Annotated in this window: 12 protein-coding genes and 1 pseudogene; 1 reads left to right on the top strand and 12 read right to left on the bottom strand. The window is 67.3% G+C overall.

What is annotated here, in order from left to right:
• Positions 1–44: 44 nt before the first annotated feature.
• The 7 genes from phoB to J3R73_RS11080 form a co-directional block, all read right to left on the bottom strand.
• A complete protein-coding gene (phoB, locus tag J3R73_RS11050; protein WP_307426306.1) occupies positions 45–746 on the bottom strand; it encodes a phosphate regulon transcriptional regulator PhoB in 702 nt (233 codons plus the stop codon).
• A gap of 103 nt (positions 747–849) precedes the next feature.
• Complete coding sequence (gene phoU, locus J3R73_RS11055) at positions 850–1,569, bottom strand: phosphate signaling complex protein PhoU (protein ID WP_307426307.1); 720 nt, start codon at positions 1,567–1,569, stop codon at positions 850–852.
• 59 nt (positions 1,570–1,628) lie between these two features.
• Positions 1,629–2,444, bottom strand: coding sequence for a phosphate ABC transporter ATP-binding protein PstB (gene pstB, locus J3R73_RS11060; protein WP_307426310.1), 816 nt, complete (start codon positions 2,442–2,444; stop codon positions 1,629–1,631).
• Positions 2,445–2,452: 8 nt separating this feature from the next.
• The gene (gene pstA, locus J3R73_RS11065; protein ID WP_307426314.1) at positions 2,453–3,274 is read right to left on the bottom strand and encodes a phosphate ABC transporter permease PstA; all 822 of its coding nucleotides are present in this window, start codon (positions 3,272–3,274) and stop codon (positions 2,453–2,455) included.
• A gap of 16 nt (positions 3,275–3,290) precedes the next feature.
• Positions 3,291–4,271 carry a phosphate ABC transporter permease subunit PstC gene (pstC, locus tag J3R73_RS11070; RefSeq protein ID WP_442358289.1) on the bottom strand — a complete coding sequence of 327 codons (981 nt, stop codon included), beginning with the start codon at positions 4,269–4,271 and terminating at the stop codon, positions 3,291–3,293.
• Positions 4,272–4,358: 87 nt separating this feature from the next.
• A complete protein-coding gene (gene pstS, locus J3R73_RS11075) occupies positions 4,359–5,408 on the bottom strand; it encodes a phosphate ABC transporter substrate-binding protein PstS (protein ID WP_307426318.1) in 1,050 nt (349 codons plus the stop codon).
• Positions 5,409–5,728: 320 nt separating this feature from the next.
• Positions 5,729–6,982 carry an ATP-binding protein gene (locus J3R73_RS11080; protein ID WP_307426320.1) on the bottom strand — a complete coding sequence of 418 codons (1,254 nt, stop codon included), beginning with the start codon at positions 6,980–6,982 and terminating at the stop codon, positions 5,729–5,731.
• 198 nt (positions 6,983–7,180) lie between these two features.
• Here J3R73_RS11080 and ppk2 point away from each other — a divergent pair, with 198 nt between their 5' ends.
• The gene (gene ppk2, locus J3R73_RS11085) at positions 7,181–8,092 is read left to right on the top strand and encodes a polyphosphate kinase 2 (RefSeq protein ID WP_307426322.1); all 912 of its coding nucleotides are present in this window, start codon (positions 7,181–7,183) and stop codon (positions 8,090–8,092) included.
• Positions 8,093–8,095: 3 nt separating this feature from the next.
• Here the strand turns inward: ppk2 and truB are convergent, their stop codons facing one another.
• The 5 genes and pseudogenes from truB to J3R73_RS11105 form a co-directional block, all read right to left on the bottom strand.
• Positions 8,096–9,031 carry a tRNA pseudouridine(55) synthase TruB gene (gene truB / locus J3R73_RS11090; RefSeq protein ID WP_307426325.1) on the bottom strand — a complete coding sequence of 312 codons (936 nt, stop codon included), beginning with the start codon at positions 9,029–9,031 and terminating at the stop codon, positions 8,096–8,098.
• Complete coding sequence (gene rbfA / locus J3R73_RS11095; RefSeq protein WP_307426328.1) at positions 9,028–9,453, bottom strand: 30S ribosome-binding factor RbfA; 426 nt, start codon at positions 9,451–9,453, stop codon at positions 9,028–9,030. The genes truB and rbfA overlap by 4 nt, the downstream gene beginning before the upstream one ends.
• 144 nt (positions 9,454–9,597) lie before the next feature.
• A complete protein-coding gene (gene infB, locus J3R73_RS11100; RefSeq protein ID WP_370880075.1) occupies positions 9,598–12,324 on the bottom strand; it encodes a translation initiation factor IF-2 in 2,727 nt (908 codons plus the stop codon).
• A 573-nt stretch (positions 12,325–12,897) separates the two neighbouring features.
• Positions 12,898–13,038: pseudogene (locus J3R73_RS31515) on the bottom strand (translation initiation factor IF-2 associated domain-containing protein); the annotation flags it as partial.
• A gap of 30 nt (positions 13,039–13,068) precedes the next feature.
• A complete protein-coding gene (locus tag J3R73_RS11105; protein ID WP_307426335.1) occupies positions 13,069–13,803 on the bottom strand; it encodes an RNA-binding protein in 735 nt (244 codons plus the stop codon).
• Positions 13,804–13,808: the final 5 nt, after the last annotated feature.

The following is a 13,808-nucleotide window of genomic DNA, read 5'->3' on the forward strand; positions in this document are numbered from 1 at the left end:
ATCGCCGACGCCCCGCGGATTGTCGCCCGCGGGGCGCCGCACCATCAGTTCTGCTTGGAAAAGGTCTCGTCGAACGAATAGCCCGCGCCGCGGACGGTGCGGATGGGATCGATCTCGCGCGTGCGGTTCATCGCCTTGCGCAGGCGCCCGACATGCACGTCGACGGTGCGCTCGTCGATATAGACGTCACGGCCCCATACGCTGTCGAGCAGTTGCTCGCGGGCGAAGACGCGGCCGGGCGCCTGCATCAGGAATTCGAGCAGGCGAAATTCGGTCGGCCCGAGCCGGATCTCGCGCGTGCCGCGATGGACCCGCTTGGTCTCGCGGTCGAGGGAGATGTCGCCAGCCTTCAGGAGCGAGGCGACGTGATCGGGCTTGGCGCGGCGCAGCAGGGCGCGGACGCGGGCCGACAGCTCGGGCACCGAGAAGGGCTTCACCACATAGTCGTCGGCACCGGTGGCGAGCCCCCGGACGCGCTCGGTCTCTTCGCCGCGCGCCGTGAGCATGATCACCGGCAGCCGCTCCGTCTCCGGGCGCATGCGGATGCGGCGGCACAGTTCGATGCCGGACAGGCCCGGCAGCATCCAGTCGAGCAGCACCAGATCGGGGATGCTTTCGCGAAGGCGGATCTCCGCCTCGTCGCCGCGCGCCACGCTGTCGACCTCGTAGCCCTCGGCTTCGAGATTGTAGCGCAGCAGCAGCGTCAACGCTTCTTCGTCTTCGACGATCAGAACCTTGGCAGGCATAGGCCTCCCCCAGCATTGGCTCCGGAGGGCCGCCCGGCCGTCCGGAGGGGATTTGCGATGAAAGAGGGACCGGCGGCCGGCGGCCGGTTACCGCCTCCCGCCTTCACTTGACGGGAATGGGCAGGTCGACCAGCGAGGTGCTGGTGTCGTTCTTCGGGCGTTCGCCGGCCGGCGATTCGCCGGTGACGAGATAATGCACGGTTTCCGCGATGTTGGTGGCGTGGTCGCCGATCCGCTCGATGTTCTTGGCGCAGAACAGCAGATGGGTGCAGAAGCCGATATTGCGCGGATCCTCCATCATGTAGGTCAGCAATTCGCGGAAGAGCGAGGTGTACATCGCGTCGATCTCGCCGTCGGAGCGCCAGACGGACAGGGCCTCCTCGACATTGCGCTGGGCGAAGGCGTCGAGAACCTGCTTGAGCTGCTCGAGCACCAGATCGGCCATGTGATCGAAGCCGCCGAACAGCTGCACCGGCTGCATGTGGCCGTTGATGGCGACCACGCGCTTGGCGACGTTCTTGCCGAGATCGCCGATGCGCTCGAGGTCGTTGGCCACGCGCAGGGCCGAGACGATCTCGCGCAGGTCGAGGGCGAGGGGGCCGCGCTTGGCAATGACGAGGATGGCGCGGTCCTCGACCTGACGCTGCAGCCGGTCGATGCTGAGATCGAGCTCGATCACGGCCTGCGCCCGCAGGGTGTCCCGCTTGAGCAAGGCCTCGACGCTGTCGGCTACGCTCTTTTCGGCATAGCCGCCCATTTCGGCGATCATGTTGCGCAGTTCCCGCAATTCCTGATCGAAGGACGTAACGATGTGGTCGGACATGCCGCTCTCCCAATGTCGTGTGTCGGTGCCGGCGGCCCGCCGGCCCGGCCGGTTGCCGGTCAGCCGAAGCGGCCCGTGATGTAATCCTGCGTGCGGCTGTCGTCGGGCCTGGTGAAGATCTTGTTGGTCGGCCCGGCTTCGATGAGATTGCCGAGATAGAAGAACGCCGTCACGTCGGCGCAGCGTGCGGCCTGCTGCATGTTGTGCGTGACGATGACGATGGTGAAATCCCGCTTCAACTCGTCGATCAGCTCTTCGATCTTGGCGGTCGAGATCGGATCGAGGGCGGAGGTCGGCTCGTCAAGAAGGACCACTTCCGGCTTCACCGCGATGGTGCGGGCGATGCACAGGCGCTGCTGCTGGCCGCCGGACAGGCCGAGCGCCGACGTGTTGAGCCGGTCCTTGACCTCGTTCCAGAGGGCGGCCTTGGTCAGGCACCACTCCACGCGCTTGTCCATATCGGCCTTGCCGATACTCTCGTGCAGGCGCACGCCGAAGGCGATATTGTCATAGATCGACATCGGGAAGGGCGTCGGCTTCTGGAACACCATGCCGATGCGCGCCCGCAGCACGGCGGGGTCGATTTCCTTGCCGATGACGTTCTGGCCGTCGAGCAGCACCTTTCCCTCGGCGCGCTGGCCCGGATAGAGATCATACATCCGGTTGAGGACGCGCAGGAGGGTCGACTTGCCGCAACCCGACGGGCCGATCATGGCGGTGACACGGCGTTCGCCCATGTCGAGATTGATGCCCTTGAGCGCATGCTTGTCGCCGTAGAAGAAGTCGAGGGCTTCGACCTTGAGCTTGATCGCTGCATTCGGATCGAGGGCGGGACGGTCGGCAACCGCAATCGAGGCGTTGGAAGAAGAGGACATGGGAGCACTCATTTCTTGGGGGCGAGCACGACGCGGGTGATGATGTTCAGGGCCAGGACGCCGGCAGTGATGAGGAGCGCGCCGGCCCAGGCGATCGAGACCTGCGCCGGATCCGGCACCTGGGCGAGCTGGTTGATGGCGGCCGGAAGGCTTGGGAAAGCCTGGCCGAGATCGAATGTCAGGTTCGGGTTGCCGAAGGCGGTGAAGAGCAGCGGGGCGGTCTCGCCGGCGGCGCGGGCCAGCGAGAGCAGGATGCCCGTCACGATGCCCGTGCGGGCCGCCCGCCACGTCACCGATACGATCACCTTCCACATCGGCGCGCCCAGGGCGAAGGCGGCCTCGCGCAGGCCGATCGGCACCAGCGACAGCATGTCCTCCGTGGTGCGGACGACGACCGGCATGATGATGATGGCAAGCGCCACGACGCCCGACCAGCCGGAGAACCCGCCGGTCGGCACCACCACCATCTGGTAGACGAACAGGCCGATCAGGATCGAGGGGGCCGAGAGCAGGATGTCGTTGATGAAGCGCACCGCCGCGGCGAAGCGGCTGCCGCGTCCGGCCTCGGCCAGATAGGTGCCGGCCATGATGCCGATCGGCGCGCCGATCACCAGAGCGAGGGCCACCATCAGAAGGCTGCCGACGATGGCGTTGAGCAGGCCGCCGTCGGAAATGGCCTTGGTGAAGATATCGCTGCTCAAGGCGGGGAGGCCGCGCTGGAGCAGAGTGAACAGAATCCAGGCGAGCGCGATCAGCGAGATCACGGCGAAGGCGCTGGATATGGCCTTCATCGTGTAGTCGACGGAACGGCGGCGTGCGAGGCGGTCCATGATGTTTCCTCTCGTCCTATTTGACGCCGGTGCGAACGAGCAGGCGGGAGATCGCGAGCACGATGAAGGAGATCACGAAGAGCACGAAGCCGAGTTCGAGCAGCGACTGGTTGCGCAGCGAGCCGGCCGGTGCGTCCGGGAATTCATTGGCGATGGTCGAGGCGATGGTCGAGCCGGAGGCGAACAGCGAGGCCGAGATGCGGTTGGCGTTGCCGATCACATAGGTGACGGCCATGGTCTCGCCCAGCGCGCGGCCGAAGCCGAGCATGGTGGCGCCGACCAGGGCAGTGCGCCCATAGGGCACCGAGACGTTGCGGAACACCTCATAGGTGGTGCATCCCACGCCATAGGCCGATTCCTTCAGCATCGTCGGGACGGCTTCGATGATCTCCACGAACATCGCGGTGATGAAGGGGATCACCATGAAGGCGAGGATGATGCCGGCGGTGAGCATGCCGAGGCCGCTGGCCGGCCCCTTGAAGAGATAGGTGAGCACCGGTATGTGCGAGAACAGCGCGATCAGCGGCGGTTCGACATAGGCGGCCATCAGCGGCACCACGACCACTACGCCCCACATGCCGAAGATGATGGACGGCACGGCGGCGAGAAGCTGGATCGCCATGCCGATCGGGCGGCGCAGGCTGACCGGGGCGATCTCCGTCAGGAAGAAGGCGATGCCGAAGGACATCGGCATGGCGATGATCAGCGCCAGGATGCCGGTGAACAGCGTGCCGTAGATCATGACGCCGGCGCCGAAATTCTCGGTGACCGGATTCCACACCGTCGACCAGTAGAAGCTCGGGCCGAAATGCGACAGGGCCGGCCAGCCGCCATAGAACAGCAGCACGACGATCGAGGCCAGCAGGATCAGGATCAGGCCGCTGCAGCCATAGAGGGCTGCCTTGAAGATGGGGTCGAGACCTGCGCCAGGCACATGTCTCGCACCGGGCGAGGGGGCGCCCCGGGCGACTTCGGATGCGACGGCACCCCTGTCCATCGAACTCTCTGCAATGGCGCTCATGTGATTTTCCTGCCGCGAAACGACGAGCCTCCGGCGCCTGGGCGCCGGAGGCCGGAACATGTCTTAGTTGGTGAGGACGGGCTTGCCGTCGGGACCCTTGACCTCGGCCTTCCAGGCGGAATGGATCGAGGTCACGACTTCCTTCGGCAGCGTGATGTAATGGAGCTTCTCGGCGGCCGGAGCGCCGTCCTTGTAGGCCCATTCGAAGAACTTCATGACCGCAGCCGACTTCGCCGCGTCCTTGGGATCCTTCGGCAGCAGGATGAAGGTGGTGGAGACGATCGGCCAGGAATTGTCGCCGTCGACATTGACCATGGAAACGGCGAAATCCTTCGCGTTCTTCCAGTCGGCCTTGGCGGCGGCCGCCTTGAAGGTCTCGAGGCTCGGCTTGAGGACCTTGCCGGCCTTGTTCTTCAGTTCAGTGGTCGTCAGGTGGTTTTCGGCGGCATAGGCGTATTCGACATAGCCGATGGCGCCCTTGGTGTTCTTGACCGAGGCGGCGACGCCGTCATTGCCCTTGGCGCCCGAGCCCGCGGCCCACTGCACCGAGGTGGCGGCGCCGACATTGGACTTCCAGTCAGGGCTGACGCCGGCCAGATAGGAGGTGAACACGAAGGTCGTGCCCGATCCGTCCGAACGATAGACGGGAGCGATGTCGAGATCCGGCAGCGTCACGCCCTTGTTGAGCGCGGCGATCGCCGGGTCGTTCCACTTGGTGATCTTGCCGAGATAGATCTGGGCGATGAGGTCGCCGTCGAGTTGGAGCTGGTCGGAGGAGATGCCGTCCAGGTTGACGATCGGCACGATGGCGCCGACGACCGTGGGGAACTGCAGGATCTTGGCGGAGACGAGCTTCTCCGGCGCCATCGGGGCGTCGGAAGCGCCGAAATCGACGGTACGGTTGGTGATCTGCGTCTGACCGCCGCCCGAGCCGATCGCCTGATAGTTCACCGCGTTGCCGGTCTTGGCTTTGTATTCGGAAGCCCACGCATTGTAGACGGGGGCCGGGAAGGTGCCGCCGGCACCGGTGATGTCGGCAGCATAGGCGGTGGTCGCAGCGATCGTGCTCGAAAGCGCGACAGAAGCCGCCAGCGCAAGGAATGAAAGCTTCACGGGATGTCTCCGTTATCGTGAAAGCAGCCGCCCCAATCGTCTTCCGATTGCAAGCCCTGCCTACGGGCAACTCCTAAAAGTCGCCAGCAACGCTTCTATGACAAGAGGGCTATCGTTTTATGACAAGGAATGTATATAAATATCATATGGTTAGGTGTTTTTGTCCCTTTCGTGTAACGAAAAATACCTCCGCCTTGGACCCAGGGGGCGCGAGAGGCCGTGCTTTCGGCCCGGAAATGCCTGCCCGCGAGGGCCCATCAGCGCGACGAGCCGCTTGATCGGGGGTGTCGCAACATTAATTCGCGTTAAGGTTGCGTTCTTTATCCGAGCTGGTCGATGCGGACGGAGAAGGCGGCTCCCTCGCCCGGTACGCTTTCGATCACCAGGCGGCCGCGATGGCGCGCCACGATATGCTTGACGATGGCCAGGCCGAGGCCTGTGCCGCCCTTCTCGCGTGATTTCGCCACGTCGACGCGATAGAAACGCTCGGTCAGGCGAGGCACGTGCTCGGCCTCGATGCCGGGGCCGTAGTCGCGCACCGTCACCACCGCCTCGGCGCCCTTGCCGCGGGCGCGGGGCTGCGATTCCAGGGTGATCTCGACCTTGCCGCCGGACGCACCATATTTGATCGCGTTCTCGACGAGGTTCTCGAACACCCGAATCAGCTCGTCGCGTTCGCCGAGGACTTCCAGGGCGGGAAGGCGCTTGTCGATCGTCAGCGCCACACCCCGATCTTCCGCCAGCGGCGCCAGCGTGTCGGCGACATGGCCGACGACGATGTTGAGGTCGATCGGCTTGTCCGGTCGGACATGGGCGTTGAGCTCGATGCGCGAGAGCGACAGGAGGTCGTCGATGAGGCGCGACATGCGGTTGGCCTGCGCGCGCATGATGTCGAGGAATTTCTCGCGCGCCGCCGCGTCGTTGCGGGCCGGGCCCTGCAGCGTCTCGACGAAGCCGAGCAGGGAGGCCAGGGGCGTTCGCAGCTCATGGCTGGCATTGGCGACGAAATCGACGCGCATCTGCTCCACCCGCTGGCGCTGGGTGACGTCGCGCAGGACGATCACCACGAAATCGGTCTTTCCCGCGGCGCCGGCGATCGTGGATATCTGCGCCTCGACCGCGCGGTCGACGGGAACGCGTTCGGCATATTGGATCAGCCGGCTGGCGCCGCTTTCGGTGGCGAGGCGGATGGCGTCGATCAGCTCGGGGACGCGCAGGGCGAAGGTCAGCGCTTCCGACACCCTGAGATTGGGCACCAGGTCGCGGGCATGGCGGTTGAAGTGCCGGACGGCGAGATTGGCGTCGAGCACGATGACGGGGTCCGGTATGGCCGAGACGAGCGCTTCGAAGGAAGGCTTGGGGCCGTCCGCCGGCTGAGGCGGCAGCGAGCCGTCGTCATGCGCGCCGCCTTGCGGCAGCAGGCCGGCAATGCCCACGATGATCGCCCAGCCCGCCAGCCCGTGCCACAGACTGACCCCGTCCCACAGCACGAAGCTGGCCAGGACGAGCGACGACGCCAGGAGCAGCCATCGGCGCGCCCAGAGCTGATGCAGAATGGTCGTGTTCGAGCCCACGCCCGCAGCTACACCGCGCCTTGCCTGTTTCGTCAAGAGGCGGGAAAGTTCCAGCGCCATCGACATAGCAGCTTCCCCCCTTGGCCGACGGCCGATGGAAGGGAGGATCGGCACCCGTTCATCCGCCGCGTCGTGGAAATATCTTCACCGGAAGTGTAGTGAAATTGACGACAGTTTGACGACAGGCGGGAGGGCGGCATGACAAAGCAGGGGAAGACAAAGCAGCGGGGAGGAAAGAAGGAAGGGAGCGGTCTGGCGGCGGCGATCGCCGCCTTCCATATCGACGACGCCGAGCTCGCGCCCGAAATCGAGCGGGCCGCCTTCGCCTCCGGCGGCTATCCCCATGCCGGCAAGCTCGGGGGCTCCCTCTACAAGGCGCAGCTCCTGGCCCTGCAGATCGAGCTCCAGAAGGCGCAGACCTGGGTCGAGGAGCAAGGGGAACGGGTGGTGATCGTGTTCGAGGGACGCGATGCCGCCGGCAAGGGCGGTTCCATCCACCGTTTCACCCAGCACCTCAATTCGCGCCTCGTGCGCATCGCCGCGCTGCCCAAGCCGTCGCCGGCAGAGCTGGGACAATGGTATTTCCAGCGCTACGTCACGCATATGCCGACACGCGGCGAGATCGTCATCTTCGACCGCTCCTGGTACAACCGCGGCGGCGTCGAGCCGGTCCTGGGGTTCTGCAAGCCCGAGCAGACCAAGCAGTTCCTGCATGAGGCGCCCCATTTCGAGGCCATGCTGGCGCGTGACGGCATACGTCTGTTCAAGCTCTTCCTCACCATCGGTCAGGCCATGCAGCTCAAACGCCTCCATGCCCGTCGCGCCGATCCGCTGAAGCGGTGGAAATTGTCCGAGGTGGACTACAAGGCCGTCGAAAAATGGGAGCCCTATTCGCAGGCCTACGACACCATGCTGGAGCAGACCGACACCGTCGACGCGCCCTGGACCATCGTCAAGGGCAACGACAAGCGCCGGACGCGGCTGGCGGTGATCCGCCGGGTGCTGGCGGACCTGCCCTATCCGGACAAGGACGAGAAGCTGGTGGGGGGACAGGACGACAGCATCGTTCTGTCGGCGGGGCAGTTCCTCGCGCGGGGCGGGGAGGGATAGGACTCAGGCTCGCGGCGCCGCGAGCCTGAAGATTCGCCGCGGCATCAATTCGCCCCGCTCCAGTTCCGCGAGCGCGATCAGCGTGCCGCCGGACATCACCGCGGCCGTCCCCTCGAACACCGGGGCGTCGCGTCCGCGCAGGAGCACGCTCTGGCCCCGCGCGAGGCGGCTGGCGTCATGCTGCGACACCGCCAGCGTCGGCAGCGCCTCGAGGGCGGTCTCGACCGGCAGCAGGGCGTTCTGTACCGGCGCGAAGCCGTCGAGGCCGTCCTTCATCGCCCGCAGCTCGTCCGGCGTCACCGCGTCTTCCTCGTCGAAGGTGCCGACGACGGCGCGGCGCAGGTCGATGACGTGGCCGTAGCAGCCGAGGTCGCGTCCGAGGTCGCGTGCGAGCGCGCGCACATAGGTGCCCTTGCCGCATTCGGCTTCGAAGGTGGTGGAGTCGGGCGAAGAGGCGGCGATGACGAGCCGGTGGATCTCGATCTGGCGGGCGGCGAGCTCGACCTCCTCGCCGTCGCGGGCCAGGTCGTAGGCGCGCTCGCCATCGATCTTGATCGCCGAGAATTTGGGCGGCACCTGGCTGATGACGCCGGTATAGCGGGGCAGGAGCGCCTCGATATCCCCGCGTTCCGGCCGCTTGTCGGAGGTCGCGACGGCCTCGCCCTCGGTGTCGTCGGTGTTGGTCTCCACGCCCCAGGCCACCGTGAAGCGGTAGACCTTGCGCCCGTCCATGACATAGGGAACGGTCTTGGTGGCTTCGCCGAGGGCGATCGGCAGCAGGCCGGAGGCGAGCGGGTCGAGCGTGCCGGCATGGCCGGCCTTCTTGGCGTTGAAAATGCGTTTGACGACGGCGACGCCCTGGGTCGACGTCATGCCGACCGGCTTGTCGAGGATGACCCAGCCGTCGACCTCGACCTTGGTGGAGCGGGGAGCGTTCATTCCTCGTCGGGCTCCGAATTCGGCAATTTCTGCTCCAGGTCGCGGCTGACCTCGGCCTTGCGCAGGATGCCGTCGACCTTGTCGGCGTAGTCGAAGGTGGTGTCGAGCTGGAAGCGGAAATTCGGCACGAACTTCGTGACCACACGCCGGGCCACCAGCCCGCGCAGGAACTTGGCGTTGGCCGCCAGCGCCTTGATGACCGCTTCGCCGTCCTGTCCCCCCAGAGGCATGACATAGACGGTCGCCACCTTGAGATCGGGAGACATCCTGACTTCGGGGACGGTGATGACGTGGCGGGTGAGCACGTCGTCGATGATCTCACCGCGCGTCAGGGTCTCGGCGACGGCGTGGCGGATCAGTTCCGCGATGCGCAATTGCCGCTGCGACGGAGCCTTGGAGGAAGAAGGGGTGAGACGTGGCATCGTTGCTTTCGTTTCTTGGGAGCGCGGACATCCCGCCCGCTCTCGGAACCCGCTCCTGCGGATGGGAAGAGCGAAGAGGGCGTCTGCGCTCCAAACAGAGATGGCCGGGACGAGCCCGGCCATGCTCGAAGTTGCAGAGGCGGATCAGAGCGTACGCTTGATCTCCTCGACGCGATAGCACTCGATAACGTCGCCGGCGCGCATGTCCTGATAGTTCTCGAAGGCCATGCCGCACTCCTGGCCGACCTGCACTTCCCGGACCTCGTCCTTGAAACGCTTAAGCGTCGAGAGCTTGCCTTCGTGAATGACGACATTGTCGCGGATCAGGCGGACATTGGCGCCGCGTTCGACATGGCCGTCGGTGACGCGGCAGCCCGCGACCTTGCCGACCTTCGAGATGTTGAACACTTCGAGGATCTGCGCATTGCCGAGGAATTCCTCGCGCAGGGTCGGTGCGAGCAGGCCGGAGAGCACGCCCTTCACATCGTCCACGAGGTTGTAGATGATGTTGTAGTAGCGGATCTCGGTGCCCGTGCGCTCGGCCGCCTCGCGCGCTTCCTTGTGGGCGCGCACGTTGAAGCCGATGACCGCGGCGCCGGACGCCTCGGCCAGGGTGATGTCCGATTCGGTGATGCCGCCGACACCCGAATGGATGACGCGGGCCTTCACCTCGTCGTTGCCCACCTTGTCGAGGGCGCCGATGATCGCTTCGAGAGAGCCCTGCACGTCGGCCTTGACGACCAGCGGCAATTCGCGGGCGCCCGAGCCGGCCTTGACGGCCGCCATCATGTCGGCGAGCGAACCACGGCCCGTCGACAGGCGGACGGCGGCGTTCTCGCGCTTCTGACGCTCGCGATATTCCGTGATCTCACGGGCGCGGGCCTCGTTCTCGACCACCGCGACGCGGTCGCCCGCCTCCGGCGTGCCGTTGAAGCCGAGGACCTCGACGGGAACCGAGGGTGCCGCCTCCGCCATCGCCGCGCCGATATCGCTGACGAGGGCGCGCACGCGGCCCCATTCGGCGCCGGCGACGACGATGTCGCCGACCCGGAGCGTGCCGCGCTGCACCAGCACGGTGGCGACGGGGCCGCGACCGCGGTCGAGCTTGGCCTCGATCACCGTGCCCTCGGCCGGCCGGTCTGGATTGGCCTGCAGGTTGAGGAGCTCGGCCTGCAGCTGGATCGCCTCCAGCAGCTTGTCGAGGTTGAGATGCTGCTTGGCCGAAACCTCGACCTCCAGCGTCTCGCCGCCCATGCTTTCGACCTGCACGTTGTGCTGCAGCAATTCCGTGCGCACGCGCTCGGGCCGGGCGTCGGGCTTGTCGATCTTGTTGATCGCCACGATCATCGGCACCTTGGCGGCAGCCGCGTGATTGATGGCTTCCACCGTCTGCGGCATGACGCCGTCATCGGCGGCGACCACCAGCACGACGATATCCGTCACCTTGGCGCCGCGGGCACGCATCGCCGTGAAGGCGGCGTGGCCCGGCGTGTCGATGAAGGTGATCTTGCCGCCGAGCGGCGAGGTCACCTGATAGGCACCGATATGCTGGGTGATGCCGCCGGCTTCGCCGGAGACGACATTGGCCGAGCGGATCGCGTCGAGCAGCGAGGTCTTGCCGTGATCGACATGGCCCATGATGGTGACGACGGGCGGACGCGGCTCGAGATGATCGTCGATGTCGGCCGCGGCGAACAGGCCTTCCTCGACGTCGGCTTCCGACACGCGCTTGGCGGTGTGGCCGAGTTCTTCCACGATGAGCTGCGCGGTATCGGCGTCGATGACGTCGTTGATCTTCTTCATCTCGCCCTGCCTCATCAGCAGGCGGATGACGTCGACCGCGCGTTCCGACATGCGGTTGGCAAGTTCCTGGATCGTGATCGCCTCCGGGATCACCACTTCGCGCATGATCTTTTCCTTCGCCTCAACAGGGCGATGGCCTGTCATGCGCTGCGTGCGGCGGCGGAACGAGGCGACCGAACGCGTGCGCTCGTCGTCGCCGCCGGTCGCGCTGGTGACCGTCAGGCGGCCTCGGACCTTGGCTTCGCCGGCGCGCGGCGTGGCTTCGCGCTTGGGAGCGGCGGCACCGCCGCGTCCCGCCGCGCCAGGGCCGCGGCGCACGCCGCGATTCTCGTCGTCGTCGCCGGTGACGGCGCGGGCGCGGCTCGGCCCGCCGACATTGCGGCCCGCCGGAGGCGTGATCGCCGGCTCGGCCGGCGCGGCGAAGCCGCCGCGATTGGCACCGAAGCCGGTGCCGGACGGACGCCGGTCGCCGAAGGGAGCGGCGCCGCCTTCGCGGGGCCGGCGATCGGCGAAGCCGGTGCTGGGACCGGTGCCGCCCTCGCGGACGGGGCGCCGGTCGCCGAAGGGCGCGGCGCCGCCTTCGCGGGGCCGGCGATCGGCGAAGCTGGTACCGGGACCGGTGCCGCCCTCACGGGCGGGACGCCGGTCGCCGAAGGGCGCAGCACCGCCTTCGCGGGGCCGGCGATCGGCGAAGCTGGTACCGGGACCGGTGCCGCCCTCGCGGGGGGGACGACGGTCGCCGAAGCGGTCGCTCGGGCCGTCGCGGCGCTCACCGGCCGGCCGTGCGGCTGCGGCATCGCGCGAAGCGGGCGTGGCTTCCCCGAGATGACGGCGGGCTTCGGCCTCGGCGCGGCGGCGCGTCTCCTCCTCGCGGCGGTGACGCTCGTCCTCTTCGCGCTTGCGGACTTCCGCAGCCAGGCGCTCTTCCTCGCGGCGCGCTTCCTCGGCCGCGCGGCGGACGGCTTCCTCGGCCGCACGCTTGCGATCCTCGGCTTCGCGGACCCGGGCTTCGGCGAGCACACGCGTACGGGCGTCCATTTCTTCGTTCGAGAGGGTGCGCAGCACCATGCCGGCGCCCGGACGATTCGGGCGCTGGCTGGCGTTCTGCCCCTGCGGGCGGCCGCCGTTCTGGCCGGGACGCCCGCCCTGCTGGGGCGCATTGGGGCGGTTCGGCGCGGAAGGACGGCTCGGTGCCGCCGCTTGCGGCGCCGGACGGCGTTCGGGTTGTGCGCCACTGGAGGCGGCGGGGGCGGATTGACGCGGGGCTGCGGGAGGAGCGCTCTGGGGCGCAGCGGCAGCGGGTGCCGGCGCGGCAGGCTTGGGGGCCGCGGCAGGCGCGGCCGCAACTGCGGCGGGCGCCGGCGCTTCGGCCGGCCGCGGCGCAGGAGCGGCGACGGGTGCCGGAGCAGCGGGTGCCGGCGCCTGGGCAACGGGACGCTCAGGCGGCGCCGCTGCCGGGCTCGCTGCGACCGCAGGAGGCTGAGGCTGGGGTTGGGGCGCCGGAGCGGGCTGCGCCGGTGCGGCGGCCGCGGCCGGCGGCGTGGGAGCGGGACGGGCGGGTGCAACGGGTGCGGCAGGGCGCGGCGGAGCCGCCACCGGCGGCGCCGGCGTGGGGGCAGGGCCGGACGGACGTCGCTTCACCGTCTCGACGACGACGGTCTTCGTACGGCCATGCGAAAAGCTCTGGCGTACGACGTCCGGCGCGCTCGAGGGCCGCTTCAGCGTCAACGTCTTGTTGGGCGTAACACTCAGCGTATCGCCCGGGTTCTTCGTATCACTCATTCCGTGCCAAATCCTGCGGGTCGCCCCGGTTCATTCAAAAATTCCGATGACGCCATCTCTCGACGGGCCGGCATCTTGCGTTGAGGGTTCGTCGTCCGCGTGTGGCGGGACTTCCTGGGATGGCTGAGGCTGCGCCGGAGCAAGTCCGCCATCGCGCCAGAAAGTGAGCGCCGCAACGCGATCCAGGAAACCGGTAGCCGCCGGGCCCGCGCACAGCGCAGCATGTATCACATTTGACCGCCCCAATGCCAAATCCAAATGGGCGGAATCAAAATTCATTACGATTGAAGGTGCATTTTTTTCTAGATAAGCCCGCCGGACGGCTTGCGCAAGCTTGCGCAGACCGTCTTCCGCTCCGTCGCGGGCCTGAATCACAGCTGCGGCGCGCCGGGATTCGATCGCGTCCATCACCTTGGCATAGCCGGGAATCACCAGGCCGGCCTTGTTGGCGAGGCCGAGCATGTCCAGCGCGGCTCTCTCAAGCAGCCGGTCGATGGTATCGGCGAGGTCGGCCGGCACCTCGGCCGGATGCTTCAGGGAGCGGACGAAGGCCTTCTTCCGGACCGCTTCGGTGAAAGCCGCCCTCGTCGCCGTCACCCATACGCCGCGGCCGGGCAGGCTGCGCTTGAGGTCGGGCGTCAGTACCCCGTCGGGCGAGACGACCAGGCGGAGCAGCGTGCCGACAGGCTGGACGAGACGCGTGGCGACGCACAGGCGCTCGCGCGCCTGCCGATCATCTGCGTCCTCGGTCCGTCCTGTCCGCACGCTGG

The organism is Labrys monachus (genome assembly GCF_030814655.1).
GTDB classification, from domain to species: Bacteria; Pseudomonadota; Alphaproteobacteria; order Rhizobiales; family Labraceae; genus Labrys; species Labrys monacha.